Source organism: Dongia sp. (assembly GCF_041906375.1).
Lineage (GTDB): Bacteria > Pseudomonadota > Alphaproteobacteria > Dongiales > Dongiaceae > Dongia.
The window spans coordinates 241,635-267,568 of record NZ_JAYRJJ010000005.1; the positions used below are offsets into that span (position 1 = coordinate 241,635).

Below are 25,934 nucleotides of genomic sequence, written 5' to 3' on the forward strand. Positions count from 1 at the left end.
TGGAATCACTCGGGCAGCGTTCCGGCGGCTGACGCCACCGGCAAGATTGTTCGGTTGTCCCGGCCGAACAGGGGGCGCCTTAACCCAGGCAAACCGCGGGGGATCGCTGTCCCTGACGATCCGGGGAGGCCGACTATCCGCTTGGCCCAAGGGGGGATCGCTGTCCCTGCCGATCCGGGGAGGCCGGCTGTCCGCTTGGCCCAAGGGGGAATCGCATCACCCGTCACGATCCGCGGGGGGCCCCTTCACCCGCCGGGCCCTGCGGGGGACCGCTCACCCTGCGGTCCGGGAGGCTGATCGATCACCAGCCAGGATGCATTGCTATCGCCGACCCGCGAACGAGCCGACGCCCCGCAACGCCCGGGGTCGGGTCTGCGCAGCCCAAACGGGACCGCTTGCACCGGCGACAACCGAGTCATTCCAGATGCCCGGCGCCGGCAAGTCGTTCGCCGGACCGGGTGTTTCGTGATCTATGCGCGCCCTTGAACTAGTATCATATTCCTAGCGTTCTTGTCAAGAACATTTCAAGAACTTCCACACCAGCGCCTCAGGGAATGGGCTCGATGCGCTGGTTCACATCCACTTTGAGCGTGCGCTCGCGGTAGAGGACGAAGAGACCGCTGCCGATAATGATGCAATTGCCGAGGATGATGTGCGGCGTGGGTTTGTCGGCCCAAAAGATCCAGCCCAGGATCGAGGCCCAGACGATGGCGGTGTATTGCAGAGGCGCCAGCAGCGAGGCGGGTGCCAGGCTGAGGGCCTTGGTGATGAGCATGAAGCAGCCGCTGGCGACCAGCCCGACGAGCGCCATCAGCGAGAAATCGAGCCCGGTGGGTGTAACCCAGTCGAGCGGCGAGGCCGCCGCACCGACGATGCCGCAGCCGATGAACTGCCAGGCCACCAGCGGCAGCCAATGGCAATCGCGCAGGCGCCGCGTGATGACCATGGCCAGCGCAAAGCAGGCAGCGCCCGCGAGCGCCACGAGGGCTGCCGGCGAGAAAGCGGCCCCGGTCGGCTGCAGCGCGATGACGACGCCGCCGAAACCGAAGAAGATCGCCGACCAGCGTTTGAGGCCCACCCGCTCCTTCAACAGCAGCGCCGAGGCCGCCGTGATGATGAGCGGCGCCGACATGTAGAAGGTCATGACATCCGCCAGAGGCAGCGCCTTGGTGGCGAAATAGAAGGAAAAACTGTCCCCCGCCAGCAGCAGGATGCGCAGCACATGCAGCGGTACCTGCCCGGCCGGCAATCGGAGCGAGATCCCCATCGACCGCGCCAGCATCAGCAGCAACACCCCCGCCCCGACCGAGCGGATCAACATCAGCTCCGCCACGGAATAGTCCGTGACCATCCATTTGCCGAGCGCATCATTGGCGGCGAAGAGTGCCACGCCGGCGAGGTAGAGCGCGATACCGCGGGCGTGCGAGGTGGGGGGCATGGGGGTCCTGGGGAGTCGATTCTGCAGTAAGACCGCTAGACTGTGGCGTGGTTATGCCGCGAAGTGAAGTGGGATTTGCCACATGTTGCCTCGGCTCGCCTGACCGACGAATGTCAGCGATGTGCCTTGGCTGTCAGTTCGATGCCGAGGGCCTTCATGACGGCGAGGGTCGATTTCAGGGTCGGGTTGCCGTTCCGGCTGAAGGAGCGGTAGAGCTGTTCGCGCGAGAGGCCAGTCTCATTGGCGATCTGCGCCATGCCGCGCGCACGCGCCACCACACCCAAAGCATGGGCGATATAGCCGGAATCTTCTGTCGCAAAGGCCTCGGCCATGAAAATGGCGATGGCCGTGTCGGAGGTAAGATCCTCAGCGGGATCGTAGGCCGTGATCTTGCTGGCGGCCTTGCGCTTTGCAGTCATGTCATTCCGTCCATTCATTCAGCAACCGCTTTGCAGCCCTGATATCTCTTGCCTGCGTGCTCTTGTCGCCGCCACACAACAGCAGGATCAGCGTCTTGCCCTGCCGATGGAAGTAGATGCGATAGCCCGGGCCATAGTGAATCCGCAATTCGCTGATCCCCGCTCCGACCGGTTCGACATCGCCCGCATGCCCATAAGCGAGGCGATCGAGCCGAGACGCAATCAACGCGCGGGCGCGCTCGTCCTTAAGCTGCGTACGCCACCTGCGAAAGGTCTCCGTTTGTCTCAGTTCGTACATGCAATATGTAGTTTATTGACTACAGCGGGTCAAGTAAGAGTTTATATATCATTAATTGTAATATTCATACAGCACTCTACTAGCTTCCTAACAAGATCGTCGCCTCCTTCCTTTCGAAGGCGGGGCAATCGCATGAATCCAAATTCGTCATGCCCGGGCTTGACAGGGGCATCTAGGTTGACGGGGTTCTGTCCATCGGTTGCGGGCTGATCCCCGGGTCAAGCCCGGGGATGACGGTTCAAAAAAGGCTGGGGATGCCGGCCTATAAAGAATGCACCTGTGGTAGCTCTCGGAGTGGTCTGCAATGGCGTATCGCCCTACTTCCGGAAATGCTCTGCGTGCTGCTCCATGCCTTCCGGCACATTCGCCCAGCCGTGGTCGGAGCGCATGAAGATGTGGCGGAAGGGGATCTTCGCCGGGTCGAGCCAGGCGGCGTCGTCGAAGGTGCCGGCGGGGATGGAGCGGATGTCGGGGACAGCTTCCATGGTGAGGCCGAGATTGGCGCCGCAGGTGGGGCAGAAATGCTGGTCGAGCCAGCGGCCGGAGAGATCCGAGTGGTGGCGGTAGACGCGTGGCACGGCGCCCGTGAAGGTCACGTTCTCAGGCCTGAAGACGGCTTCGGTGCCGAAGGCCGAGCCGGTGCGGCGTTGGCACCAGGTGCAATGGCACAGGCTGACCCGCTCCGGCAGGCCGCGCACCACATAGCGCACGGCCCCGCAGACGCAACCGCCTTCATGTCGTTCGCCTTCGCTCATAGCCTTCTCCGTTGCGTGTGCCGATGGCGCCAGCTTGGCGCCGGTCTTCGCCTATCCCCCTCACCCCCGCCGACGAATGTCGGCATGCGCCGACGGGACCCTCTCCCGCGAGGGGAGAGGGAGACGTGGATTGCGCGCCCTATTGCCCCTTGAACTCGTCGAAGGCGCGGAGGGCGTCGGCAGCGTACATGAGCGAGGGGCCGCCGCCCATATAGATGGCCATCGCCAGGGCTTCGCCGACTTCATCGCGGGTGGCGCCGAGCTTGGCCAGCGTCCTTGTATGGAAGCCGAGGCAGCCGTCGCAATGGGCGGCGACGCCGAGCGAGAGGGCGATCAGTTCCTTGGTCTTTTCATCGAGCGCCTTGGTCTGCGTGGCGCCCTTGGCCATGGCAGAGAAGCCCGCCATCGTGTCGGGGATCAGCTTGTGCAGTTCCTTGGTGTAGGCGCTGATGTCGCCGATGATCGCCTTGTATTCCTTGGCCATGGCCGGTCCTTTCGTTTCGCTTGCGGGATTGTCCCGATCGCGAAAGTCTGGACCGAACCGTCAGGCGTGGGAAGGCGTCCGATCAGCGCATGCCGGGTGCATCGGCTTTTCCAGCGTCATGACATTGATATAGCCGAGGAAAGACCGTTCGATCCGGGGTGTGCCGATGCTGGCCGCGGCGATGATGGCTTCAAGCTCGCCACCCAATTGGCCGCGCACATGTTCATGGTAGTTGAAGCGCATCGGGAAAGAGGCGATGTGACCGAGGAGGTTTTGCGGCCGGCCGTAATCGGTGATGACGAGGCGGCCGCCCGGCGCCAGGACACGCCACATCTCGGCCAGGGCCTGGCACTTCACGGCGCTGGGCAGGTGATGAAAAAAGAACGAACTGGTGACGCCATCAATGACGCCGTCGGGTAATGGCAGGGATTCGGCGACCGCCACCTCGAAGCGGGCGATGATGCCCTGGAGATCGGCCCGCCGCCGCGCCAGATCGATCATGCCGGGTGTCGCATCGACGCCCATCGCATGGCCGCCCCGCGCCCGGCCGCCATCGGCGATGATGGTGGCCGCCGCGACGACGAGTTCGCCCGTGCCGCAGCCGATGTCGAGCAGATTTTGACCGGCGCCGATCCGGGACGCCGCCAAGGTCGCCGCCAGGATGTTGCGCCGCTGGCCGAAGCTCATGCAGTCTTCCAGCAGATCAACCCATTTGACGCGACCGTCGACGCGGACACCCAGTGTTTGCAATTCGGGGGTCTGCAGTTCGGGCGTTTGCAGTTCGGGGATTTGCAGGTCTTCGGCGCCTGGCGCTGTGACCGATCGGGGCAAGGACGGCAAGGTGAAGCCCAACACATACCAACGCAGAAATGCGCCGAGAAGGACGAGCCCGCCGGCAAACGCCGCGATCAGATAAAGCGTGTCCGACCCCGGCACGCCATGTTCGGCAAGCTCGGAGAGGCCCAGCGCCACTGTCCCGCAAGCGAGGAACGCCAGGCAGGCGCGCCGGAGGGATTCCTCCTGCGGCGAAAGCCGACGATCAGCCGATGCGGGTGCCGGCTGCACCCGGCGCAGGCTCACCAGCAGGGCTGCGAAAAAGGCGAGGACCGGCAGGCTCAGCTGGACGATCGGATAAGAGAGGCCCGGCTCGTTCTCCGTGAGATCGCCAAGGTCAAGGAGCGCGAGCGCGAGGCCCACACCGCCGAGGGCCCGCAGCAGCCAGGGCGCGGGGACGCCTGGGCCGATGGCGGCCGGCCAGCGCGCAAGGCGCCGATTGCGCTCGACGAGCCAAGGTGCCGCGAAGACGATCGAGAGGCCAAGGCCAAGGCCCGCCAAAGCAACCACCGGCTCCCGCGCCAGCAGAGCCTCGAGCAGCACCAGAATGCAGGTGGCGCCGGCAAAGTAGCGCAAGGCGCGCGTGCCGGGCAGCACCCGGCCGGTCCGAAACGCCTGCGGTGACCGCAATAGAGACATGTGCTTCCTCAACCCAGGCATGATGGAGCGCTGAACGGCACCGGGCGCTGGCAGCCCGTGATCACCGCAAGCCGGAATCGATCACAGCAACCTGTTAGGAAGCTTACGGCACGCCAAGCCGCGTCATGACATTGTCATGACGCACGCCACAGCTTGCCGCCGGTCATCGGCTGTTTCACGCCGGTCGTGGTGGGGAAGCTGATGGGCAATCCGGCGACAGAGCGCAAGGCCAGATAGGCGAAGGCCTGGGCTTCCAGCGCATCGCCGTCCCAGCCAATTTCGTCGACGCCGCGCACGGGGGCGTCGAGGCGTTCCTCGAGCGCTTCCATCAAGACGGGATTGTGCCGGCCGCCGCCGCAGATGAGCCAGTTCTGCGCCGGTGCGGGGAAATGATCGACGGCGCGCGCAATGGCGGCGGCGGTGAAGGCGGTCAGGGTCGCCGCACCGTCCTCGACCGAGAGATGATCGACGCGGGTCGAATGGAAGGCATTGCGGTCGAGGGATTTGGGGGCGGCGAGAGCGAAGAAGGGATGGCTGAGGAGATGGGCCAGCACATCCTCGTCGATGCGGCCCATCCGTGCCAGCGCGCCGCCGAGATCGACCGGTGTCCCTTTGTGGCGCTGTGCCCAATCGTCGATGAGGGCATTGCCGGGACCGGTGTCGAAGGCGAGCAAGGATCCATCCCCCGTTGAATCATTGGGGCCGATCCAGGTGACGTTGGCTACGCCGCCGATATTGAGGACAGCCAGCGGCCGCTTCACCTCAGGCGGCAAGGCATCGGCCAGCGCCTTGTGGAAGATCGGCACCAGGGGCGCCCCCTGCCCGCCCGCCGCCACATCCATGCTGCGGAAGTCGTTCACCACGTCGATGCCGGTCAGCTTGGCCAGCAAGGCGCCGTCGCCGATCTGCCAGGTGCGGCCTTCATGCGGCGCATGGAAGATGGTCTGGCCGTGGAAGCCGACGACAGCGATGTCGGATGGCTTCATTTGCGCGCGTTCAAGGAGATGCAGGACCGCCGAGGCATGGCGGCGCGTCAGTTCCAGCTCGATTTCGGCGATGAATTCGGCCGAACCCTTGCCGCCATAAGTCGATGTCAGCCTGGCGCGGAAGGCCGCGTCATAGGGTTCGGAAAGGGCGGGGCCGAAGCCGTAGATATGCTCGGCATCGGCCTCGATCAGGGCCGCATCCACCCCGTCGGCGCTGGTCCCGCTCATCAGCCCGATCGCCCATTTTCCAGCCATCTGACATCCCTTAAGTCCTAACCGCAGCGCGGAACCCCTCACCCCGACCCTCTCCCCGCAAGCGGGGCGAGGGGGTCTCCGCCGAACTTGCCCTGAAGCCCCTCGCCCCTCCGGGGAGAGGGGTTGGGGTGAGGGGTTGTCAGCGATTCTTGGTAGACTTGGCCCGCTTCGCGCGAATGTGTTACATGACCGGCCTCAAAACAAGCCAAGCCGACGAGCAAGATCCATGTTCCAGCCGCAATCCCCCTTCCTGCGCGATTTCGTCGCCCGGGGTTACCTGCACCAATGCACCGCCATGGAGGAGCTCGACGCCCTCGCCATGCCGGGTAAGGCGCCGCTGGTGGCCTATATCGGCTTCGACGCCACCGCGGATTCGCTGCATGTGGGCTCACTGGTGCAGATCATGATGCTGCGCCTGCTGCAACGCTCGGGCGGGAAGCCCGTGGTGCTGATGGGCGGGGGCACCACCAAAGTGGGCGATCCCACCGGCCGCGACGACATGCGCAAGGTGCTGTCCGATTCCGACATCGCGAAGAACATCGCCGGCATCAAGCAGATCTTCTCGAAATTCCTGACCTTCGGCGACGGCCCCACCGACGCCATCATGGTCAACAATGCCGATTGGCTGGACAAGCTCAACTATCTCGAATTCCTGCGCGACTATGGCCGCCACTTCTCGGTCAACCGCATGCTGGGCTTTGACTCGGTCAAGATCCGCCTGGAGCGCGAGCAGCCCCTCACCTTCCTCGAATTCAACTACATGATCCTGCAGGCCTACGACTTCCTGGAGCTGGCGCGGCGCCACAAATGCGTGGCTCAGCTGGGCGGGTCGGACCAATGGGGCAATATCGTCAATGGTGTGGAACTGGGCCGGCGCTGCGACGACAAGGCGCTCTATGGCCTCACCTCCCCGCTCATCACGCTGGCGTCGGGCGCCAAGATGGGCAAGTCCGCGGCCGGCGCCGTCTGGCTCAACGAGGAGCGCCTTTCCGCCTATGATTACTGGCAGTTCTGGCGCAATACCGAGGATGCCGATGTCGGCCGCTTCCTGCGCCTCTTCACCGAATTGCCGTTGCCCGAGATCGAGCGGCTGGAATCGCTGGAAGGCGCCGAGATCAACGAAGCCAAGATCGTGCTGGCCAATGAGGCAACGCGCCTGTGCCGGGGTGACGCGGCCGCGGCGGATGCTGAAGCAACCGCGCGGAAGGTCTTCGTCGAGGGTGGCCTCGGCGGCGATCTCCCCACCATCGACGTCGCGCGCGCTGCAATCGAGGCCGGCATCGCCGTGATCGACCTGCTCGTGCAAGCAGGGCTTGCTGCTTCAAAGAGCGAAGCGCGCCGCCTCATCAAAGGAAACGGGGCCCGGCTCAATGACCAGCCGATCAGCGACGATGCGCTGAAAGTGGGTGTGGCCGACATCAACGCCGACGGCGTCATCAAGCTTTCCGCCGGCAAGAAGAAACATGTCGTGGTGAAGGTGGGCTAAGGCCCCTACTTCCGCCAGGCGTGCAGGCGCCTTGCGGCTTCGACCATGTCCTTGGTGGCGCCGGAAAAGCAGAAGCGCATGAAGTGGCGACCGCGCATGGGATCGAAATCGATGCCGGGGGTGGCGGCGACACCCGTTTCGACCAGCATGCGCTGGCAGAAATCCAGGCTGTCATTGGTCAGGCGCGCCACATTGGCATAGATGTAGAAGGCGCCGTCGGTGCTGATGAGATCGTCGAAGCCGGCCTTGGGCAGATCATTGAGCAGGATCTCGCGGTTTCTCCCGTAGCGGGCGATATTGCCCTGAAGCTCATCCTCGGCGTCGAAGGCCGCGATGCCGGCCAGCTGCGACAGCGCCGGGGCGGAAATGAAGAAATTCTGCGTCAGGCGCTCGACCGGCTTCACCAGATCCTCCGGCAGCACCATCCAGCCCAAGCGCCAGCCGGTCATGCTGAAATATTTGGAGAAGCTGTTGATGACGATGGCGCCGGCGTCATTGGCGGCCGTCGCGGCGGCAAGGCCATAGGTGATGCCGTGATAGATCTCGTCCGAGATGAGGCGCACCCCCTTACGCGCGCACCAGGCGGCGATGGCGTGAAGTTCCGCCGGCGGCACGACGGCGCCGACGGGATTCGAGGGCGACGCCAGGATGAGGCCATCGAGGCGGCCGTCGATCTTTTCGAGCGCCGCGATGTCGGGCTGATATTTCGTTTCCGGCCCGGTCTCGATCAGCACGGGTTCGAGGCCGAGGGCGGTGAGGATGTGGCGGTAGCAGGGATAACCCGGCATGGCGAGCGCCACGCGGTCGCCGGGATCGAAGGCCGCAAGGAAGCTCAGCAGAAAACCGCCTGACGAGCCGGTGGTGACGGCGATGCGCTCGGCCGGCACGTCGGCGCGGTAGAAATCGCGGTAATGCCGCGCGATGCGGCTGCGCAAGGCAGGCAGTCCGAGCGCGTCGGTATAGCCGATGAGGTCGTTGTCCAGCGCGCGCTTGGCAGCCTCCAGCACCTTGCGCGGGGCCGGCGTCGAAGGCTGGCCCACTTCCATATGGATGATATCGCCGCCCGACGCAGCGCGCTCATTGGCGGCGCGCAGCACCTCCATGACGATGAAGGGATCGATGGCGGCGCGGCGCGACTCCTTCAAGGCCATGATACGGTCTATTCCTCGCCCAGGATCGCCGCCAGACCAAACCCGCGATAATCGTTGCGCAACTGGCAGGTATCGGGGTCGGAGGGCGCGCCGCTGCTGCAGAAGATTGCATTCAAGCGGCCGATGCGCAGGCCGGCCGATTCATCGATCTGCTGCGTGCCGTCATCATAGCCGCGCGGCAATTGCATCGCCTGGTCGAGCGGCATGGCGCGATGCATGACCGCGTCGAGCACCAATCCTTCGGCGAGCGCCCCCGGCGCGCCACCGGCGGCACCGGAGAGGAAATAGACCTCGCCATTGAACTTGCTGGCCACCATGACCGGCGACAGGGTGGAGAAACCCACACCTTGATCGTTCGGTGCCGGCGCCAGCACGATGCCGGTCCCTTGCGCCGCGCGGGCGGCACCGAAGGGCGCGTTCATCGTGAAGGTGCAGGCCACGGCCACACCATCGGAATCGATGGCGACAACGCTGGCGGCACTGGTGTTTTCCTGCGGCAAGGCGAGGCTGTTCTGGCTGGCGAGAGCGCGCACCTTTTCGGCCGCCAGCAATTCGGCCGGTGCCGCCTGCGTGCTGCCGTCGGCCTGCATCCAGGCACCGCGCGCCGCCATGATCTGGCGCGAAATCGCCGCCTGGCCGGCCGGCGAATTGTCGGCCGAGGCGAGCAAGGAGACCGCCTGCGCCGTGATGACGCCGCCCGAGGCCGGCGGGGCCGCCACATAGAGGCTAAGATCCGTGAAGGGCGTTTCCAGCGGCGGATAGATGGCGACCTTGTAGTTGCGGAGATCGTCGATGGTGAGCGGCGCGCCGATGGCCTGCGCGCCCTCGACCAGCTTCTGGCCGAGGAAGCCGCTGTAGAACGCGTTGACGCCTTGCGCGCGGATCTGGCCGAGGCTCGCGGCGAGATCGACCGGGCGCATGTTGTCGCCTTCGGCCAAGCGGGTGCCGTCGAGGTGCTGGAAGGTCGCCTGCAGGGTGGGATCGTTGTTCAGCAGATCGCCATATTGCTGCAGGTCCCGCCCCAGCGCCTTGCTGACGGGGACGCCGGTCGTGGCGAGGCTTTCCGCCGGCCCGACCAATGCCGCCAATTGCAGCTTGCCATAGCGCGCGTTGAGGGCCGCCATGCCGCGGACATTGCCGGGGATGGCGACGGCACCGGCGGCGGCTGCACGCGGCAGGAAATCGATGATGTCGGTGGTCTTTTCATCGGCATTGTGGGCAATGCAGACGCCGCCCCCGCCGAGCCCGGCAGACGCGGGCATGGTCACAGACATGGCGAAATAGGCGGCGACCACCGCGTCGGCCGCATTGCCGCCATTCGAGATCATGGTGCGACCAATCAGCGCCGCCCGCGGATCATCCGCCACGACGCCGGCCCGGAAGCCCTGGATCTGGGTGGCGTCCGACGCCACGGACCGCGTATTGCCGCAGCTGCCCAGCACAACCGGCAGCAAAGTCGCCACGACGCCCAGGGCAACTCCGCCCAGCCGTCCCCGGCCAATTGCCGCTTGAGCAGCGAATCGCCGGCCGCGCCGATACCCGCCGGCCGTGCCGCCGTCGGACCCGCCTTGGCCGCTGTTGGCTTGGTCGTTATGATAGGCACCAGACATAGTGAACTCCGCCCTGCTGACATTGTTAGGTGGGGGTCTAGGGACGCCCCGATTGCCGGGGAGCATAGAGAAGGATGCCCGGATTGATCAACCGAGCCGATGCAAGGCGGTTTCTGGCCCCGATTCTGGCCATTTCGCTGGTCTTGAGCCTGCTCGGGCCCGTGCCGGCGGCCCAGGCCCAGTCGCGCCGTCTCAGCCTCATCCGCGACGCCGAGATCGAAGCGACGGTCCGTTCCTATGCCGATCCGCTGTTCAGGGCCGCAGGCCTCGACCCCAGCGGCATCCGCGTCCTGCTGGTCAACGAGGATTCGATCAACGCCTTCGTCGCCGGCGGCATGCGGCTGTTCATCAATACCGGCCTCCTGATGCGGGCCGACACCCCCAACCAGGTGAAAGGTGTCATCGCGCACGAAACCGGGCATATCGCCGGCGCGCATCTATCCCGCATTCAGGACGAACTCAAGAACGCCACGATCGAGCAGATCATCGGCATGGTGCTGGGCGGTGCCGCGGCCGTGGCCAGCGGCAATGGTGGCGCGATGGTTGCCGGCGTGACACTCGGCAACGAAATCGCCAAGCGCAACCTGCTGAAATATTCGCGTACGCAGGAAGCCGCCGCCGACCAGGCCGGCATGGGCTTTCTCGACGCCACCAAGCAATCCTCGCGCGGCATGCTGGAATTCTTCGAAAAGCTGGAAGGGCAGGAGTTTCTGCTGGGCCAGAACCAGGACCCCTATCTGCTGACCCACCCGCTCACCACCGACCGTATCGATTCCGTGCAGCAGCATGTCGATCAATCGACCTACAGCGAATCCAAGGACCCGCCCGCGGACATCGCGCGCCATGAGCGCATGGTGGCAAAGCTGAAGGGCTATATCTGGCCCCTGTCGCGGGTCGAGCAGGAATTCCCGCAGAGCGACAAGTCGATCGGCGCCCGCTATGCCCGCGCCATCGCCCTCTTCCGCGTCAGCCGCATGCCTGAAGCGCTGCAATTGATGGACAGCCTGCTCGCGGACGTGCCCAACGATCCCTTCTTCCAGGAACAGAAGGCGCAGATCCTGTTCGAGAACGGCAAGCTTGCCGAGGCGCTGCCGCTCTATACAGCCGCCTTCAACCAGCTGCCGACCGAGCCGCTGCTGGGGCTGGAACTGGCGCAGGTCGAGATCGAAATGGAACAGCCTGAATATACGAAGTCGGCCATTCATCATCTTGAGGCCGTGACCACGATCGAGCCGCGCAATGCGCGCGCCTGGTATTTCCTTTCCGTCGCCTATGGGCGCGACGGTAATCTGCCGATGTCGGCCCTGGCACAGGCCGAGCAGGCCATGGCGCAGGGCAATTCCGAAGAGGCCTGGGCCCAGGCCAAGCGCGCGCTGGAGGGAATGGAAGCGGGTTCCCCCGGCTGGCTGAAAGCCAACGACATCATCAGCGAAGCCCAGTTGATCAAAGAAAACAAATAGCGTTCCGGCCCGGTCGCGTCGCTGTCGACCGGGTCCCGCTCAGCCGAGGTTCCATAAATGTCTTCCTTCATGCGTCAACTGCCGGGCCTCGCGGCCCTCGCCCTCAGCGCCGTTGCCCTCGCCTTCGGCCTTGCCGGTCCGGCGAAGGATGCAGCACCCGCGGCAGCGACAGCGAGCTTCAGCGAGGCGCAGGCGGCCGAGATCGGACGCCTGTCGCATGACTATCTGCTGCAGAATCCGGAAGTGATCCGCGACGCCATCCAGGCGCTGCAGGCCAAGGAAGAAGCCGCCAAGGCCAACCGCCAGTCGGAAGCCGTAGCGAAACTCAAGGACCAGCTCTATGCCGATGCCGACGCGCCGGTGGCCGGCAATCCCAAGGGCGACGTGACGCTGGTCGAGTTCTTCGACTACAAATGCCCTTATTGCAAACAGGTCTCGCCGGCCCTCGAAGGCCTGCTCAAGGACGATCCCAACCTGAAGATCGTGTTCAAAGAATTCCCGATCCTGGGCGATCCGTCGGTGCTGGCCGCGCGCGCGGCATTGGCCGCGGCCAAGCAGGACAAATACCTGCCCTTCCACCAGGCCATGATGGCTCATCGCGGCGCCCTCGATCTCAACTCGATCGCCTCGGTCGCGGCATCGGTCGGACTCGACGGGAAGAAGCTGGTCGACGATATGGGGTCGGAAGCGATCGAGAAGCAGCTCTCCGCCAATCACGAACTGGCGCTGGCCCTTTCCATCCGCTCGACACCGACTTTCGTCATCGGGGACAAGGTCATGCCGGGTGCGCTGTCGATCGATGATCTCAAGAACCTCATCGCGGATGCCCGCAACGGGTCGTGATCAGCCAGCCGGCGCCTTGAGCACGAGCCTCGCCAGATCCTCTTCGCCGAGGAGATCGCCGGCTTCGTCGCGATAGGTGCTGGTGCCCTGAACGGCCTGGCCTTGCCATTTGCTCTCAAGAGCGGCGCGTTCCGGCTGGTCGCGGAACCAGCGGATGAATTCATTCACCTTGGCAAGCAAGGCGTAGCTGGCGCCGGTCGCCGCGACGCCGACGGCGTAGTACCAGGGAGCGGGTGCCAGATTGCCGGGCAGCAATTCGATCCTGCCGCGCCAGCGGCTTTCAGCCCCCGTTGCCGCCCAGAAATAGATCGGCTGGTCGACAGCGAAGGCGTCGACCACCTTGTCGACCAGACAATCATGGATCTGGCTTTGATCCGAATAGGCGATGAGATTGGCAAGGCGCACTTTGCCGCCGGGTTTATTGGCATTGGCGGCCCAGCGTATGCCGGCCGCCTCCAGCGTCGCGAAGGCGCCGGGGTCGTTGATGCAGCCCAACACCTTCCCGGAGAGATCACCGACGCCGCGGATCTGGTCGTCACCGAAGCGCCGCGCCAGAATGTAATGAAGATAGGTGTAGCTTTCCGAGAAGGCGACGCCGCGATAGGCGGCATTGGGCGGCAGCGCGCTCCACACCAGATCGGCGGGTGGCTCGCCGGGTTTCGAGCCCAGATGCAGCAGTTCGGTGCATTGATCCCACGGGTATTCGACAAACTCCGCCTTGACGCCGAGCCATTTGGCAAAGGCCGTCGCATAGTCAATGTCGAGGCCCGTGAGCGGCGCGCCGGGACGCAGGTGGAACGAGAGGCCGACGAAAGCCGGTTCGACGGCGATGCGCACCTTGCCGCGGCGGCGGATTTCCGCCAGCCGGTCGAAATCGGCACTGCTAGGGAGGTGATGGCGCTGCAGGACGTCGCGCACCGCGTCCGTCCCCTGCTCCAAGGCGCCGGCCAGTTCTTCGGCCAGTTGCATCGACCAGCGCGACTTGCCGACGACGCCGTCATTGCGCGCCGTCGCCTGGGGTACGGCAACCGAGATAACGCGGTTGTTGTCCTTCAATTCGTCGATGCGCTGGTTGATCGCCTGGAAGTTGGCGTTGAGCCGGTCAAGCTCGCGCGCCAGATGGTCGGAAATCTCGTGCAGCATCTGGTCGGATTTGCTGGCCGTGCCGGCGACACGTTTCTGCACTTCGCTGAGGTCGATGCTGCGGCCGGCTTCCTTGGCGCTCTGCATGGTGCGCTGCGCCAGCTGCCGCACCTCGCTGGCGACGACCGCGAAGCCCTTCCCTTGTTCACCGGCATGGACCGCCTCGATGGTCGCGTTGAGCGCCAGCAGGTTGACGGATTTGGCGATGCTCTCGATCTCGCGCAGGACCGAGAGCGCGTCCCCTGCCTTGCTTTCTATGGCCGAGACGACCTGCTCCAACTCGCCACGGATGCTGGCCACGACGGCCGCCATCTCGGCGGCAAGCGATTGCCGCAGATCGCCGGCGATCCGGCCGCTGGAGAGCACCTCCTCGGTCGAGTGATCTAGGGCGGCGCTCATCCGCTGGCTGCGTTCAGCGATTTCGCCCAGGGACAGGGCCTGGGCCTCGAGGACCCGGGCGATCCCGTGTTGGAGGCTTTCGAGACCCCCGAGGCCCGCTTCGATCAACCGAGAATCAGGTGCCCCGCTTTCGGGCGCCGCGTCCGAATGAGCCAATTCTTCCCCCTGCATATCCCAGCGTCCCGGCTCTGACGGCCGGATTTAATTCGCATAATTGTGCACGATGTTAAAAATTTGTGCATCAGATTAAACACGTTCTGAATAAGTTCTCAAAGCCCCGGCCGCGGCCGGTTGCCCTGGCATGCCGGCACAGCTATAAGGGCGCGGATTCATCGTTTTACCGCCCGATATCATTGGGAAATATCGATCTTGGCCAAGCAGCCGACCGTTTTGGTCCTCAACGGGCCGAATTTGAACATGCTGGGGGTGCGCCAGCCTGACGTCTATGGGCGTGAGTCCCTGGGCGATGTCGAGGCTGTCTGCGCGGCCAAGGCCAAGGCCCTGGGCCTCGGGATCGATTTCCGCCAGAGCAATATCGAGGGCGAACTGGTCACCTGGCTGCAGCAGGCCCGGGGCCGCCATGCCGGGATCGTCATCAACCCGGCCGGCTACGGCCATACCTCGATTGCCCTCCTCGATGCCCTGCTGGTAACGGAACTTCCCGTCATCGAAGTGCATCTGTCCAACATCCATCGGCGAGAGCCGTTCCGCCATCACACCTATACGTCGCAGGCCGCCACCGGCGTCATCTGCGGGTTGGGGAGCCAAGGCTATCTGCTGGCCCTGGAAGCGATGGCCAATCTGATCAAGACGAAAAAGGCACGCGCATGAGCAAGTTCGATATCGATGAAGCCCTGATCCGCAAGCTTGGCAGCCTGCTGAAGGAAACGGGCCTCACGGAGCTTGAGCTGGAAAAAGACGGTCAGCGCATCCGCGTGACCTCGCAGGCCGCACCCGCCACGGTGGTCCACGCCTCGCCGGTCGCTAATGTGACCGCCCCGGCCGCGGCAGCCCCGGCCAAGGCGGAAGCCGCCAAGAACGCTCTCACCTCGCCCATGGTCGGCACGGCCTATCTGTCGTCGGAACCGGGCGGTACGCCCTTCGTGAAGGTCGGCGACCGTGTCGCCAAGGGCCAGACGGTGCTGATCATCGAAGCGATGAAGGTGATGAACCCGATTTCCGCTCCCGCCGCCGGCGTGGTCAAGGAAGTGCTCGTTCACGACGCGCAGCCGGTCGAGTTCGGCGAACCGCTTCTCGTCATCGAGTAATAGGGACCGGCCGCGACGATGTTTGAAAAAGTCCTCATCGCCAATCGCGGCGAAATCGCGCTCCGCATCCATCGCGCCTGCCGCGAGATGGGCATCCGCACGGTCGCCGTCCATTCGACCGCCGATGCCGACGCGATGCATGTGCGGCTGGCTGATGAAAGCGTCTGCATCGGTCCGGCGCCGTCGCGCGATTCCTATCTCAACATGGCGGCAATCATTTCCGCCGCCACCATCACCGGCGCCGATGCCATCCATCCCGGCATCGGCTTCCTGTCCGAGAACGCCAAATTCGCGGCGATGGTCGAGGAACATGGCTTCACCTTCATCGGCCCGTCGCCTGAACATCTGTCGCAGATGGGCGACAAGGTCGAAGCCAAGCTGACCGCCAAGCGCTTCGGCATTCCCTGCGTGCCGGGTTCCGACGGCGCCATCACGGATGCAGATGCACCACGCATTGCCGAAGAGACCGGCTATCCGGTCCTGCTGAAGGCCGCAGCGGGCGGCGGCGGCAAGGGCATGAAGGTCGCCAACAATCCGGGCGAGTTGAAGGAAGCGCTTGCCATGGCGAAAGCCGAGGCGAAGGCCGCCTTCGGCAATGACCAGATGTATATGGAAAAATATCTGGGTCATCCGCGCCATATCGAGATTCAGATCCTCGCCGACAATCACGGCAACGCGGTGCATCTGGGCGAGCGCGATTGTTCGCTGCAACGCCGGCACCAGAAAGTGCTGGAAGAAGCGCCCTCACCCGCCCTCAACGCCGACCAGCGCGCCGAGATCGGCGAGATCGCGGTGAAGGCGGTGAAGGCCATGGGCTATCGCTCGGTCGGCACGATCGAGTTCCTGTTCCAGGACGGCAAGTTCTATTTCATCGAAATGAACACGCGCCTGCAGATCGAACATCCGATCTCGGAAATGATCACCGGCATCGATTTGGTGCGCGAGCAGATCCGCGTCGCCTCCGGGGCACCCCTGGGCTTCGGCCAGCAGGACATCACCTTCACCGGTCATGCCTTCGAATGCCGCATCAATGCCGAAGACCCGGTCACCTTCATGCCCTCGCCGGGCCTCATCACCGATTTCCATGCTGCGGGCGGCCTGGGCGTCCGAGTCGATTCGGCGCTCTATGCCGGCTACAAGGTGCCGTCGAACTATGACAGCCTCATCGCCAAGCTGGTCGTGCACGGCAAGACCCGCAACGAAGCCCTCATGCGCGCCCGCCGCGCACTTGAGGAAATGGTGATTCTAGGCGTGAAGACGAACATCCCCCTGCATCAGCGGCTGGTCACAGCGCCCGACTTCATCAACGGCGATTACGACATCCGCTGGCTGGAGAAATTCGTCGGCATTTGACGCTGCCCCGAACCTGCGGCACTCTTCAAGTCGTGGGTGTACCGGGACAGCAGAGGTGTCGATGTCCAACAGGGTCAAGCCGCCCAAGATTACGCCAGAAATGCTGCTGCGCGCCTATGCGATCGGCATTTTCCCGATGGCGGAAGCCCGCAACGACCCCGAACTTTATTGGATCGACCCCGAGCAGCGCGGCATCCTGCCCCTCGACTCCTTCCACATTCCGCGCAGCCTGAAGAAAACCGTCCGCCAGGGCCTGGCCAACGAAGCGGACGGCTTCCGCGTCACCTGCGACAAGGCGTTCGAGGCGGTCATTGCCGGTTGCGCGGCCCCCGCCCCGGGCCGCGGCCAGACCTGGATCAACGACACGATCTTCGATCTCTGCCGTCAACTCTTCCTCATGGGACACGCGCACAGCGTCGAGGTATGGAACGGCGAAGCGCTGGTGGGCGGGCTTTATGGCATCAGCCTAGGGGGCGCCTTCTTCGGCGAAAGCATGTTCAGCCGGGCGACCGACGCCAGCAAGGTGGCCCTGGTGCATCTGGTGGCGCGGCTGCGCTATGGCGGCTATTCCCTGCTCGACACGCAATTCGTGACCAAGCATCTCGCCCGCTTCGGCGCCATTGAGATCCCGCGCGACGATTATCGCGTGCGCCTCAATATCGCGCTGGCGAAGCCCGCCACCTTCTATTGCGAGGTGCCGGATTCAGTGGTGCTGGAATTGGCCGGCGCCGACTCTGCCGGCTGAGCCGCGGCGGGTGCGTCGTCACTGGTGCAATCGAGCACCCAGAGGTCATAAACCGGATGTTCAAGGGCTGAGAGCGCCGGGCTCGAGGCGAACATCCAGCCCTGGAAGCGCGGCTGCGGTGCTTCGCCCGGCTTCTCCTCGACCACATCGAGAAAAGCCGAGGCTTCCGGCGTTTCTTCCGGCGGGTGCTTGTCGCAGGCCTTGGCGGTGATCTGCAGCGAACCGAAGGTCACCGTGCCGCCCACGGGCACCGTGATGGTCGAAACGCGGGCAGTGATCTTGTCCATGGCGCGCAGGACGACATTGTCGCCAGGGATCGCCAGCGCGGTGGGAATGGCGATGGTGACGGCGAGCGAGAGACCCAAGCCCGCCATTGCCACGCCAGCCGAACTCAACTTCATGACTTCTTTCCGTAGGGATTCTCGAGTTTCGCGACGAGATCGTAGAAGACGGCGCGGATCTGCGCTTCATCGCAACCCATCAGCACCGCATCCTCCAGCGCATCCTGCGCCAGCTGCCTGATCTCGATCAGATTCTGATTGAGGACTTTGACCTTTTCGAGGCAGGAAACGGGCTGGCCGTCGGGCTGTTTCCAGACCGGAACTTCAAAACCAGCGTTCGGCTTGTCCTTGCTCATCGTTTTGCCGCCTTCAGGGCGTCGCTGATTCTTCCTGCTTCTCTTCCGCAGAGCCGCCGACCACGAATTTGTTGATCAGCTCGACCAGATCAAGGGCACCCTGGGCATGGGCGATTTCATCGCCGTTCTTGAGCAGCGCGTCCTCGGCACCCGGTTCCAGCTTGATGTAGTAATTGCCGAGCAGGCCGTCGCTGGTGATGATGGCCGAGCTGTCGACCGGCAATTCGACATCGCTGCGGATGTTCAGTTTCACGACCGCCTGGAACATCTTGGGGTCGAAATCCTGTGACGTGACGGCGCCGATCTTGACGCCGCTGATGCGGACATCGGTACCAGGGAGAACGGAGCCGCCGCGGTCGAAGCGGACCGTCAGTTGATAACCGCCCCGATCCTCTTTGATGCCGCTGCCGCTATAGATCACGTAGAGAAACGCCGCCGCGGCGATCAGCACCACGGCACCCATGATGGTTTCAAGAACGTTGCGCTGCATGGATACTAACCCTGGCGGTTGGCGGAGTGGCGTCTGGACGTCGCGGCGACGCGTTTATGCCGGCGACCAGGGTTCGTAATCGCCGGTGGCCTTGGCGCGCTGGCCGCCCATCAATGTATGGCCCGGCGGGCGATAGGCAAGCTCGGTACCCGTGCGGTTCGGCTCATGCGGCTTCTGCCAATCCTTGGGCTTGGCACGATTGGTCGGCGCCACGGCAGTGGTTGCGTGCAGCCAGGCATGCCATTCCGGCGGCACGCGGCTGGCTTCTGCTTCGCCATTATAAAGAACCCAGCGCTTTTCGCGCTTATGCCCCTTCATGCGGCGGTGAACGTAGTATTTGTTGCCGAACTCGTCTGTGCCGACCAGTTCGCCGTTCAGCCAGGTGAAAAGCCGTGTGCCGATGCTCATCGCGTGATTCGCCGTCTTGTGTCGCCAAGGGCCAGGAAGGGCCAATCAGAGCAACAGGTTAAGAACTCGGGCGGGACTATACAAGCCAGCCGTTTGACAGGCAAGGAACGGGATTCGCAGCCTCCCCCACATATGGGGGATCAAACGAGCCGCTTCTCCATCACATGGTAGGTCGGTACCGCAAAACCGGGATGGCTTCCCTGGCCGGTGATGCGGTAGCCAAGCCCTTCGAACAGCCGGATATTCCCGGAAAGAACCAGCCGGACATTGAGCCGCAGCGCGCCGGCACCCACTTCCCGCGCATAATCCTCAACTGCCGCAAGCAGCCCTTGCGCGATTCCCAGACGCCGCCGCGCCGGCAGCACCGCGAGCCTTCCCACATAGACATGGTCTCCGCGCGGCTCCGCCGCGACGCAGCCGACCAGTTCGCCGTCCATGACCGCCTTCACCAGGGCGCCCTTGGCCAGCAGCGCGGCGATGGCGGCCGGCGTCTCGGCAATGGCGCCGGAGGGCGGCGTCAAATTCGCCAGTTCGGCAAAGCAGGTATGGATGAGGCCGACGAGCTGCGGCACGTCTTCCGGGGCGGCGCGCGGGTAGCGGATCATGCTGGCAGATATCTCAGGGGGCGGAGGGCTGTTTGACGCTTCGTGGACTTTATACCATGTTCGGCCCCTACACGGATCCGCGCAAAGCGGGCGCATTTTCTTCGGGGGACCATCCTGAGCGACCAACCTATCGCCCAAGGCCGCAGCCATTGGGCAGCACTGGGCCTGCTGCTTGTCGGCACCGTCTTCGTCAGCCTGATCACGACTTTCGCCAGCCTTGCCTATCAGGGCGGGGCGACGCCGATGCTGCTGGTCTGGTCGCGCTTCACGGCCCTGGTCATTGCCCTGTGGATCATTCTGAAGCTCGCCGGCGGAACCTTCCGCCTGCCCAGACGGAATTTCCGCGCCACCTTCTGGATCGCCATCTGCCTGATGATGATGTCGGTGGGTTATCTGAGCTCGGTAGCCTTCATCAAGGTGAGTCTCGCGGTCATCCTCCTCTATACCTATCCGCTGCTGGTGGCGGTCTTTGCCGCCCTTTCCGGCCGCGAGAAGATCAATCCATTGCGCGCGCTGCTGCTGGTGACGGCCTTTGCCGGGCTCGTCATCGCCTTGGGGCGCGATATCGGCCTCACTGTCGATCTTGGCGGCATCGCCTTCGATTCCAGCCAGATCTCGCTCGACTGGCGGGGCGCGGCCCTGGCGCTCATCGCCTCATTGGGTGTCGCCGGCTTCGTCACCTGGGGCGGGGCCTATCTCGACGGTGTCGACTCACGCGTCATGAATTTCTGGGCCAATCTGTGGATGATCGGCCTTGCCACCCTTTATGTGGGCGCGGTCGGCGGCGTGGCTCTGCCGGCCAGCGGCATGGGCTGGGTCGGCTATCTGGGGGCGACCGCCTGCTATGTAACGGCGATGATCTGCTGGTTCAGCTCGATGAAAACCCTGTCGCCCACCGAAACAGCCATGACCCTGAACCTCGAACCGGCCATCAGCCTGGTCGCGGCGACCCTGGTCCTAGGCGAAGCGACGTCGCCGCAGCAATGGATCGGCACTCTCATCCTGTTGATTTCCATCATCTTTTCGAGCGTCAGCGGACGTCACAAAAAATGAGAATCGGTTAATATCGGCATTTTGCGCTGCAGCATGATCCAGAAAGGCCCATAAACCGGGGGCATCCTCAACATCTATGGGCGTCAAGATTAATAATCACCAAATCTTGATATTTTCTAGTTGCTGCTCGACCCCTCGCGGCATCAATATCTGGTCACGGCGCCACTCTAGGCACCTAGATATAGGCGCGCCGAACCAATCCTTTACCCCGTTTTGCTGAACCAGATTCTGCAGAGGGGCGAGGATTCGGTTCGTGAAGGGCAGATAAAGATCACTTTCGGGGGCCAAGAAGATGCGCATTGCACGTCGTTTCACCAAAGCCGGCCAGTCGCCATATTCGGAAATCGTGTTCCGCCGTACCACGAGCGAGATCAAGAATCCGGATGGATCGATCGTCTTTCAGCTGAAGGATATCGAGGTCCCGGCCGACTGGTCGCAGGTGGCGAGCGACGTGCTGGCGCAGAAGTACTTCCGCAAGGCGGGCGTGCCGGCGGCGATGCGCCCCGTGGTGGAAGGCGACGTGCCGGACTTCCTGTGGCGCCGCGAGGCCGACCGGGAAGCCCTGGTGAAACTCTCGGCCGAGAAGCGCTTCGGCGGCGAGACCAGCGCCAAGCAGGTTTTCGACCGCATGGTCGGCACCTGGACCTATTGGGGCTGGAAAGGCGGCTATTTCGACACCGAGGAAGACGCCCTCGCCTTCTATGACGAAATGCGCTTCATGCTGGCGCGCCAGATGGGTGCGCCGAACAGCCCGCAATGGTTCAACACGGGCCTGCATTGGGCCTATGGCATCGACGGTCCGGCCCAGGGCCATCACTATGTCGACTTCAAGACCGGCGAGCTCACCCTTTCCGCTTCCGCCTATGAACACCCGCAGCCCCATGCCTGCTTCATCCAATCGGTCGCGGACGACCTCGTCTCCGAAGGCGGCATCATGGACCTCTGGGTCCGTGAGGCGCGTCTCTTCAAATATGGTTCGGGCACGGGTTCCAACTTCTCGGCACTCCGCGGCGATGGTGAAAAGCTCTCCGGCGGCGGCCGTTCCTCGGGCCTGATGAGCTTCCTCAAGATCGGCGACCGCGCTGCCGGCGCCATCAAGTCGGGCGGCACCACGCGCCGTGCGGCGAAGATGGTGACGGTCGACCTCAACCATCCGGATATCGAAGCCTATATCGACTGGAAGGTGCTCGAGGAGCAGAAGGTGGCAGCCCTCGTTTCCGGCAGCCATGCCTGCAACGAACACCTCAACAAGGTGATCAAGGCCGCCCATGACGGCGAAGGCCCGGGCAAGCTCGACCCGAAGCAGAACCCGGCCCTCAAGGCCGCGATCCGCGCCGCGCGCAAGGCGAAGGTGCCGGACAATTACGTCCAGCGCGTCATCCACTTCGCCGGCCAGGGCTACAGCAAGATCGACTTCAAGACCTATGACACCGATTGGGATTCTGACGCCTATCTGACCGTCTCGGGCCAGAACTCGAACAATTCCGTCCGCATCGCCAACGACTTCATCGAGCGCGTGCAGCAGGATGGCGATTGGGATCTCATCCGCCGCACCGATGGCAAGGTCCACAAGACCCTCAAAGCCCGCGACCTGTGGGAAAAGATCGGCCAGGCCGCCTGGGCCAGCGCCGATCCGGGGGTGCAGTTCGACACCACCATCAACGAATGGCACACCTGCCCGGAATCCGGCCGCATCAACGCGTCCAATCCGTGCTCGGAATACATGTTCCTCGACGACACGGCCTGCAACCTCGCCTCGCTGAACCTGATGACCTTCAAGGGCGCCGACGGCCTGGTCGACATCGAATCCTACGAGCATGCCGTCCGCCTGTGGACCATCGTCCTCGAAATCTCCGTGCTGATGGCGCAGTTCCCGTCGAAGGAAATCGCCCAGCTCTCCTACGAGTTCCGCACGCTGGGCCTCGGTTATGCGAACATCGGCGGCCTGCTGATGTCGATCGGCCTCTCCTATGACAGCGAAGAAGGCCGCGCCATCACCGCAGCCTTGACCGCGATCATGACCGGCGTCGCCTATGCCACGTCGGCCGAGATGGCCGGCGAACTCGGCGCCTTCCCGGGCTATGCCAAGAACGCCGACCATATGCTGCGCGTCATCCGCAACCACCGTCGCGCCGCCTACAGCGAGACCACCGGCTATGAAGGCCTCTCCGTCCTTCCCGTCGTGCTCGACCATAAGAGCTGCACCGACAAGCGCCTGATCGACGCCGCCAAGCGCGCCTGGGACGAAGCCCTCGCGCTCGGCGAAAAGCACGGCTATCGCAACGCCCAATCGACCGTCATCGCGCCCACCGGCACGATCGGCCTCGTCATGGATTGCGACACCACCGGCATCGAGCCCGACTTCGCCCTGGTGAAGTTCAAGAAGCTCGCCGGCGGCGGCTATTTCAAGATCATCAACCGCATGGTGCCGGACGCGCTGACGACACTGGGCTACAGCCCGGCCCAGATCGACGAGATGGTGCGCTATGCCGTGGGTCACGCGACCTTGAAGGATGCGCCCTACATCAACCATCAGAGCCTCAAGGCCCGCGGCTTTGACGACGACACGCTGGCCAAGCTTGAAGCGTCGCTGGAATCGGCGTTCGACATCCGCTTCGTCTTCAACAAGTGGAATCTCGGCGAAGGCTTCTGCCAGGGCGAACTCGGCTTCTCGGCCGAGGAACTGGCGAGCCCCACTTTCGACATGCTGACCTCGCTCGGCTTCAGCAAGGCCGAATATGAAGCCGCCAACACCTATGTCTGCGGCGCCATGACGCTGGAAGGCGCACCGTTCCTCAAAGACGAACATCTCTCAGTGTTCGATTGCGCCAATCCTTGCGGCCGTATCGGCAAGCGGTATCTCTCGGTCGAGAGCCATATCCGCATGATGGCCGCCGCCCAGTCCTTCATCTCGGGCGCCATCTCCAAGACCATCAACATGCCGAACCAATCTTCCGTCGAGGATTGCAAGAACGCCTACCTGCTCTCCTGGCAGCTCGGCATCAAGGCGAACGCTCTCTACCGCGACGGCTCGAAGCTCTCGCAGCCGCTCTCGGCTTCGGTGCTGGGCGATGAAGACACTCTCGACGACGTGATCGAAGCGCCGGCCGCGGCCCGCGCCCCCATCGTCGCCGAACGCATCGTCGAGCGCATTGTGGAACGCATCGTCGAGCAGGGCCGCAAGCGCCTGCCGGAGCGCCGCAAGGGTTACACCCAGAAGGCCATCGTCGGCGGCCACAAGGTCTATTTGCGCACCGGCGAATATGAAGACGGGCAGCTGGGCGAGATCTTCATCGACATGCACAAGGAAGGCGCCGCCTTCCGCAGCTTGATGAACAACTTCGCCATCGCCATCTCGATCGGCCTGCAATACGGCGTGCCGCTCGAGGAATTCGTCGAGGCCTTCACCTTCACCCGTTTCGAGCCCAATGGCATGGTCGAAGGCAACGATGCCATCAAAATGGCGACCTCGATCCTCGACTACACGTTCCGGGAACTCGCGGTCTCCTATCTCGGCCGCAACGATCTCGCTCACGTGCAGCCCTCCGATCTGCTGCACGACGCCATGGGCAGCGGCGCCGACGAGCAGGCCCTGCCGGAAAAGGAAACGACGGATCGCGGCGTCGAAGCCGTGCGCCGCATCACCTCGACCGGTTATGTGCGCTCGAACCTGATCGTGCTGAAGAACGCCTCGATGATGGGCGGCACCGTCGGCAATACGGCGCTGGCGCATGATCATGCCCATGATCACGACCACGCCCATGCCCACGCCTCGGCGAGCCATGGCGGCAATGACGGCGGCAACGGCATGTCCAGCGTCTCGGTGACGGCGACGCAGACCAGCGTCAGCGCCTCGGTCGTGCAGGCCGTGGATTCCCGCCTCAGCAAGATCCGCGAAGCCAAGATGAAGGGCTATGAGGGCGACGCCTGCGGCGAGTGCGGCAACTTCACCCTGGTGCGCAACGGCACCTGCATGAAGTGCACCACCTGCGGCTCGACCAGCGGCTGCTCATAAGGTTTTGGAAGAGGTCAACCAAGGGTGAGATGTGACTCATAGTTTATCTAAAATGGGTGCATAGCTTGCAGTAAATGACTCAACAGCGTGCAGTAGATTGAAAACCACCCCCAGAAGGCCCCGAATCGGGCGCTGGGGGTGGCTCTTTAGAAGGAGAGCCTGAGGGCAACTCAGGTGAGCGATTAGGGGCAACGGCAGAGGGAGATGGGGCATTAACGAAGGAGCTTGAGTATGCTCATCGATATTCACAACGTAGGCCATGGCGCCTGTTCCGTGGTCACGTCGTCCGACGGTCGCAAGATTATGATCGACTGCGGCTATGGCCTAGAGGCCCCGTTTTTCCCGTCGATCCGCTATTCCGGGCAAAACATGGAGATGCTGTTTGTCCAGAACCTGGACAGCGACCATGTCGACGATCTTCCTGACCTGATGAACCACGTCGGTTTCAAGGCGTTTCGTAGCAATCATTCGATCTCTGCCGAAACCTTCCTGCGAATGAAGGAGGAAGGTGGCATGAATGACGCGCTGTGGGCCTTGTGGCGAATTCTTGCCGTCGCTGGCCCCAACTTCGGGCCGAACGCTGCCTTCCCGGACTTTTGGTGGCATTCGTTCTGGAATAACTACGGCAACCCATTCACCGAGACCAACGACCTGAGCATGCCGCTCTTTGTCGGTAAAGGCGGATTCACGATCCTATTTGGCGGCGATTTGGAAGCCGACGGCTGGAGGAACCTGCTGGTCAGTCCGGATTTCCGCCGCCGCCTGGCTCGCGTCACGGTCCTCGTTGCCTCGCATCACGGTCGGCGTAACGGGCAATGCCCGGAACTCTTCAACTTCTGCCGTCCCCACGTCGTCATCTTTTCCGACTACGAGCACAAACACGATACTCAGCAGACCGTGAGCTGGTACGGGGACCGCGTCCAAGGAATCCCGGATATGAGCTATCCCTTGGGCGCCTATCCCATGCGGAAAGTTCTGACGACACGATCTGACGGGCATATGCGGATTCATGTGCAGGCGAACGGCAACTACATGATCTACACCGAACACAAGTCGGCCCCGCGGGTCGGCACATCACTAGATCGTGTGGGCCTCGGAGGGCTGCTTGAAAGCTACGGTAGGCGTACCGCGTAGGTTTTTGCCATTTCGCTTTGCAGGCT

25 protein-coding genes are annotated in these 25,934 nt (G+C 63.6%); 10 read left to right on the forward strand and 15 right to left on the reverse strand.

All coding sequences use genetic code 11. The features are described from left to right. Positions 1 to 547: 547 nt before the first annotated feature. The 7 genes from ACE3OA_RS16805 to ACE3OA_RS16835 form a co-directional block, all read right to left on the reverse strand. On the reverse strand, positions 548 to 1,438 hold the full coding sequence (locus ACE3OA_RS16805; RefSeq protein ID WP_374312799.1) for a DMT family transporter: 891 nt from the start codon (positions 1,436 to 1,438) through the stop codon (positions 548 to 550). A 113-nt stretch (positions 1,439 to 1,551) separates the two neighbouring features. Further along, positions 1,552 to 1,857, reverse strand: a complete 306-nt coding sequence (locus ACE3OA_RS16810; RefSeq protein WP_374312801.1) for an addiction module antidote protein — start codon at positions 1,855 to 1,857, stop codon at positions 1,552 to 1,554. Between the two features lies 1 nt (position 1,858). Then, complete coding sequence (locus ACE3OA_RS16815; RefSeq protein ID WP_374312803.1) at positions 1,859 to 2,155, reverse strand: type II toxin-antitoxin system RelE/ParE family toxin; 297 nt, start codon at positions 2,153 to 2,155, stop codon at positions 1,859 to 1,861. A gap of 317 nt (positions 2,156 to 2,472) precedes the next feature. Further along, positions 2,473 to 2,910 (reverse strand): GFA family protein, encoded by a 438-nt coding sequence (locus ACE3OA_RS16820; protein WP_374312805.1) that lies wholly within the window; start codon positions 2,908 to 2,910, stop codon positions 2,473 to 2,475. Between the two features lie 139 nt (positions 2,911 to 3,049). Then, positions 3,050 to 3,394, reverse strand: a complete 345-nt coding sequence (locus ACE3OA_RS16825) for a carboxymuconolactone decarboxylase family protein (RefSeq protein WP_374312807.1) — start codon at positions 3,392 to 3,394, stop codon at positions 3,050 to 3,052. A 60-nt stretch (positions 3,395 to 3,454) separates the two neighbouring features. Next, entirely contained in the window at positions 3,455 to 4,867 is a 1,413-nt protein-coding gene (locus tag ACE3OA_RS16830; RefSeq protein ID WP_374312809.1) for a class I SAM-dependent methyltransferase, read from the reverse strand. Between the two features lie 134 nt (positions 4,868 to 5,001). Continuing rightward, positions 5,002 to 6,108 carry an anhydro-N-acetylmuramic acid kinase gene (locus ACE3OA_RS16835; protein WP_374312811.1) on the reverse strand — a complete coding sequence of 369 codons (1,107 nt, stop codon included), beginning with the start codon at positions 6,106 to 6,108 and terminating at the stop codon, positions 5,002 to 5,004. Positions 6,109 to 6,334: 226 nt separating this feature from the next. Here ACE3OA_RS16835 and tyrS point away from each other — a divergent pair, with 226 nt between their 5' ends. Continuing rightward, complete coding sequence (gene tyrS / locus ACE3OA_RS16840) at positions 6,335 to 7,594, forward strand: tyrosine--tRNA ligase (protein ID WP_374312813.1); 1,260 nt, start codon at positions 6,335 to 6,337, stop codon at positions 7,592 to 7,594. Between the two features lie 5 nt (positions 7,595 to 7,599). Here the strand turns inward: tyrS and ACE3OA_RS16845 are convergent, their stop codons facing one another. Next, entirely contained in the window at positions 7,600 to 8,745 is a 1,146-nt protein-coding gene (locus ACE3OA_RS16845; RefSeq protein WP_374312815.1) for a pyridoxal phosphate-dependent aminotransferase, read from the reverse strand. An 8-nt stretch (positions 8,746 to 8,753) separates the two neighbouring features. Then, positions 8,754 to 10,355 carry a gamma-glutamyltransferase gene (locus tag ACE3OA_RS16850; RefSeq protein ID WP_374312817.1) on the reverse strand — a complete coding sequence of 534 codons (1,602 nt, stop codon included), beginning with the start codon at positions 10,353 to 10,355 and terminating at the stop codon, positions 8,754 to 8,756. Between the two features lie 83 nt (positions 10,356 to 10,438). Here ACE3OA_RS16850 and ACE3OA_RS16855 point away from each other — a divergent pair, with 83 nt between their 5' ends. Together ACE3OA_RS16855 and ACE3OA_RS16860 are read left to right on the forward strand one after the other, a co-directional pair. Beyond that, positions 10,439 to 11,815, forward strand: coding sequence for a M48 family metalloprotease (locus ACE3OA_RS16855; RefSeq protein ID WP_374312819.1), 1,377 nt, complete (start codon positions 10,439 to 10,441; stop codon positions 11,813 to 11,815). A 57-nt stretch (positions 11,816 to 11,872) separates the two neighbouring features. Next, positions 11,873 to 12,658, forward strand: coding sequence for a DsbA family protein (locus tag ACE3OA_RS16860; RefSeq protein WP_374312821.1), 786 nt, complete (start codon positions 11,873 to 11,875; stop codon positions 12,656 to 12,658). Here the strand turns inward: ACE3OA_RS16860 and ACE3OA_RS16865 are convergent, their stop codons facing one another. Further along, positions 12,659 to 14,356 (reverse strand): methyl-accepting chemotaxis protein, encoded by a 1,698-nt coding sequence (locus ACE3OA_RS16865; RefSeq protein WP_374312823.1) that lies wholly within the window; start codon positions 14,354 to 14,356, stop codon positions 12,659 to 12,661. 213 nt (positions 14,357 to 14,569) lie between these two features. On the opposite strand from ACE3OA_RS16865, the gene aroQ reads away from it, so the two are divergent. The 4 genes from aroQ to aat all read left to right on the forward strand — a co-directional run bounded on the left by aroQ (position 14,570) and on the right by aat (position 17,566). Continuing rightward, positions 14,570 to 15,031, forward strand: a complete 462-nt coding sequence (gene aroQ / locus ACE3OA_RS16870; RefSeq protein ID WP_374312826.1) for a type II 3-dehydroquinate dehydratase — start codon at positions 14,570 to 14,572, stop codon at positions 15,029 to 15,031. Beyond that, positions 15,028 to 15,468, forward strand: coding sequence for an acetyl-CoA carboxylase biotin carboxyl carrier protein (gene accB, locus ACE3OA_RS16875; protein ID WP_374312828.1), 441 nt, complete (start codon positions 15,028 to 15,030; stop codon positions 15,466 to 15,468). The genes aroQ and accB overlap by 4 nt, the downstream gene beginning before the upstream one ends. A gap of 18 nt (positions 15,469 to 15,486) precedes the next feature. After that, positions 15,487 to 16,821: an acetyl-CoA carboxylase biotin carboxylase subunit gene (gene accC, locus ACE3OA_RS16880; protein ID WP_374312830.1), complete on the forward strand. Its 1,335-nt coding sequence runs from the start codon at positions 15,487 to 15,489 to the stop codon at positions 16,819 to 16,821. A 61-nt stretch (positions 16,822 to 16,882) separates the two neighbouring features. Further along, the gene (gene aat / locus ACE3OA_RS16885) at positions 16,883 to 17,566 is read left to right on the forward strand and encodes a leucyl/phenylalanyl-tRNA--protein transferase (RefSeq protein ID WP_374312832.1); all 684 of its coding nucleotides are present in this window, start codon (positions 16,883 to 16,885) and stop codon (positions 17,564 to 17,566) included. Here aat and ACE3OA_RS16890 read toward each other — a convergent pair. The 5 genes from ACE3OA_RS16890 to ACE3OA_RS16910 all read right to left on the reverse strand — a co-directional run bounded on the left by ACE3OA_RS16890 (position 17,506) and on the right by ACE3OA_RS16910 (position 19,706). Next, a complete protein-coding gene (locus ACE3OA_RS16890; RefSeq protein WP_374312834.1) occupies positions 17,506 to 17,967 on the reverse strand; it encodes a DUF2155 domain-containing protein in 462 nt (153 codons plus the stop codon). The two genes, aat and ACE3OA_RS16890, sit on opposite strands and share 61 nt — an antisense overlap. Next, on the reverse strand, positions 17,964 to 18,203 hold the full coding sequence (locus ACE3OA_RS16895) for a hypothetical protein (protein ID WP_374312836.1): 240 nt from the start codon (positions 18,201 to 18,203) through the stop codon (positions 17,964 to 17,966). The genes ACE3OA_RS16890 and ACE3OA_RS16895 overlap by 4 nt, the downstream gene beginning before the upstream one ends. A 13-nt stretch (positions 18,204 to 18,216) precedes the next feature. Beyond that, positions 18,217 to 18,693 carry an outer membrane lipid asymmetry maintenance protein MlaD gene (gene mlaD, locus ACE3OA_RS16900; protein WP_374312838.1) on the reverse strand — a complete coding sequence of 159 codons (477 nt, stop codon included), beginning with the start codon at positions 18,691 to 18,693 and terminating at the stop codon, positions 18,217 to 18,219. A 54-nt stretch (positions 18,694 to 18,747) separates the two neighbouring features. Then, positions 18,748 to 19,101: an NADH:ubiquinone oxidoreductase subunit NDUFA12 gene (locus ACE3OA_RS16905; protein ID WP_374312840.1), complete on the reverse strand. Its 354-nt coding sequence runs from the start codon at positions 19,099 to 19,101 to the stop codon at positions 18,748 to 18,750. 140 nt (positions 19,102 to 19,241) lie between these two features. Next, positions 19,242 to 19,706 carry a GNAT family N-acetyltransferase gene (locus ACE3OA_RS16910; protein WP_374312842.1) on the reverse strand — a complete coding sequence of 155 codons (465 nt, stop codon included), beginning with the start codon at positions 19,704 to 19,706 and terminating at the stop codon, positions 19,242 to 19,244. 42 nt (positions 19,707 to 19,748) lie between these two features. On the opposite strand from ACE3OA_RS16910, the gene ACE3OA_RS16915 reads away from it, so the two are divergent. From ACE3OA_RS16915 to ACE3OA_RS16925, 3 genes are all read left to right on the forward strand, one after another. Continuing rightward, positions 19,749 to 20,759 (forward strand): DMT family transporter, encoded by a 1,011-nt coding sequence (locus tag ACE3OA_RS16915; protein ID WP_374312844.1) that lies wholly within the window; start codon positions 19,749 to 19,751, stop codon positions 20,757 to 20,759. Positions 20,760 to 21,051: 292 nt separating this feature from the next. Continuing rightward, positions 21,052 to 24,774, forward strand: coding sequence for a vitamin B12-dependent ribonucleotide reductase (locus ACE3OA_RS16920; RefSeq protein WP_374312846.1), 3,723 nt, complete (start codon positions 21,052 to 21,054; stop codon positions 24,772 to 24,774). Positions 24,775 to 25,005: 231 nt separating this feature from the next. After that, entirely contained in the window at positions 25,006 to 25,908 is a 903-nt protein-coding gene (locus ACE3OA_RS16925) for a ComEC/Rec2 family competence protein (protein WP_374312848.1), read from the forward strand. The last annotated feature ends 26 nt before the right edge of the window (positions 25,909 to 25,934 follow it).

Excerpts from the sequence above, each read along its gene's own strand:
- ACE3OA_RS16805 (WP_374312799.1), bottom strand. The coding sequence starts at position 1,438 with ATGCCCCCCACCTCGCACGCCCGCGGTATCGCGCTCTACCTCGCCGGC.
- ACE3OA_RS16810 (WP_374312801.1), bottom strand. The coding sequence starts at position 1,857 with ATGACTGCAAAGCGCAAGGCCGCCAGCAAGATCACGGCCTACGATCCC.
- ACE3OA_RS16815 (WP_374312803.1), bottom strand. The coding sequence starts at position 2,155 with ATGTACGAACTGAGACAAACGGAGACCTTTCGCAGGTGGCGTACGCAG.
- ACE3OA_RS16820 (WP_374312805.1), bottom strand. The coding sequence starts at position 2,910 with ATGAGCGAAGGCGAACGACATGAAGGCGGTTGCGTCTGCGGGGCCGTG.
- ACE3OA_RS16825 (WP_374312807.1), bottom strand. The coding sequence starts at position 3,394 with ATGGCCAAGGAATACAAGGCGATCATCGGCGACATCAGCGCCTACACC.
- ACE3OA_RS16830 (WP_374312809.1), bottom strand. The coding sequence starts at position 4,867 with ATGTCTCTATTGCGGTCACCGCAGGCGTTTCGGACCGGCCGGGTGCTG.
- ACE3OA_RS16835 (WP_374312811.1), bottom strand. The coding sequence starts at position 6,108 with ATGGCTGGAAAATGGGCGATCGGGCTGATGAGCGGGACCAGCGCCGAC.
- tyrS (WP_374312813.1), top strand. The coding sequence starts at position 6,335 with ATGTTCCAGCCGCAATCCCCCTTCCTGCGCGATTTCGTCGCCCGGGGT.
- ACE3OA_RS16845 (WP_374312815.1), bottom strand. The coding sequence starts at position 8,745 with ATGGCCTTGAAGGAGTCGCGCCGCGCCGCCATCGATCCCTTCATCGTC.
- ACE3OA_RS16850 (WP_374312817.1), bottom strand. The coding sequence starts at position 10,355 with ATGTCTGGTGCCTATCATAACGACCAAGCCAACAGCGGCCAAGGCGGG.
- ACE3OA_RS16860 (WP_374312821.1), top strand. The coding sequence starts at position 11,873 with ATGTCTTCCTTCATGCGTCAACTGCCGGGCCTCGCGGCCCTCGCCCTC.
- accB (WP_374312828.1), top strand. The coding sequence starts at position 15,028 with ATGAGCAAGTTCGATATCGATGAAGCCCTGATCCGCAAGCTTGGCAGC.
- accC (WP_374312830.1), top strand. The coding sequence starts at position 15,487 with ATGTTTGAAAAAGTCCTCATCGCCAATCGCGGCGAAATCGCGCTCCGC.
- aat (WP_374312832.1), top strand. The coding sequence starts at position 16,883 with ATGTCCAACAGGGTCAAGCCGCCCAAGATTACGCCAGAAATGCTGCTG.
- ACE3OA_RS16890 (WP_374312834.1), bottom strand. The coding sequence starts at position 17,967 with ATGAAGTTGAGTTCGGCTGGCGTGGCAATGGCGGGCTTGGGTCTCTCG.
- ACE3OA_RS16895 (WP_374312836.1), bottom strand. The coding sequence starts at position 18,203 with ATGAGCAAGGACAAGCCGAACGCTGGTTTTGAAGTTCCGGTCTGGAAA.
- mlaD (WP_374312838.1), bottom strand. The coding sequence starts at position 18,693 with ATGCAGCGCAACGTTCTTGAAACCATCATGGGTGCCGTGGTGCTGATC.
- ACE3OA_RS16905 (WP_374312840.1), bottom strand. The coding sequence starts at position 19,101 with ATGAGCATCGGCACACGGCTTTTCACCTGGCTGAACGGCGAACTGGTC.
- ACE3OA_RS16910 (WP_374312842.1), bottom strand. The coding sequence starts at position 19,706 with ATGATCCGCTACCCGCGCGCCGCCCCGGAAGACGTGCCGCAGCTCGTC.
- ACE3OA_RS16920 (WP_374312846.1), top strand. The coding sequence starts at position 21,052 with ATGCGCATTGCACGTCGTTTCACCAAAGCCGGCCAGTCGCCATATTCG.
- ACE3OA_RS16925 (WP_374312848.1), top strand. The coding sequence starts at position 25,006 with ATGCTCATCGATATTCACAACGTAGGCCATGGCGCCTGTTCCGTGGTC.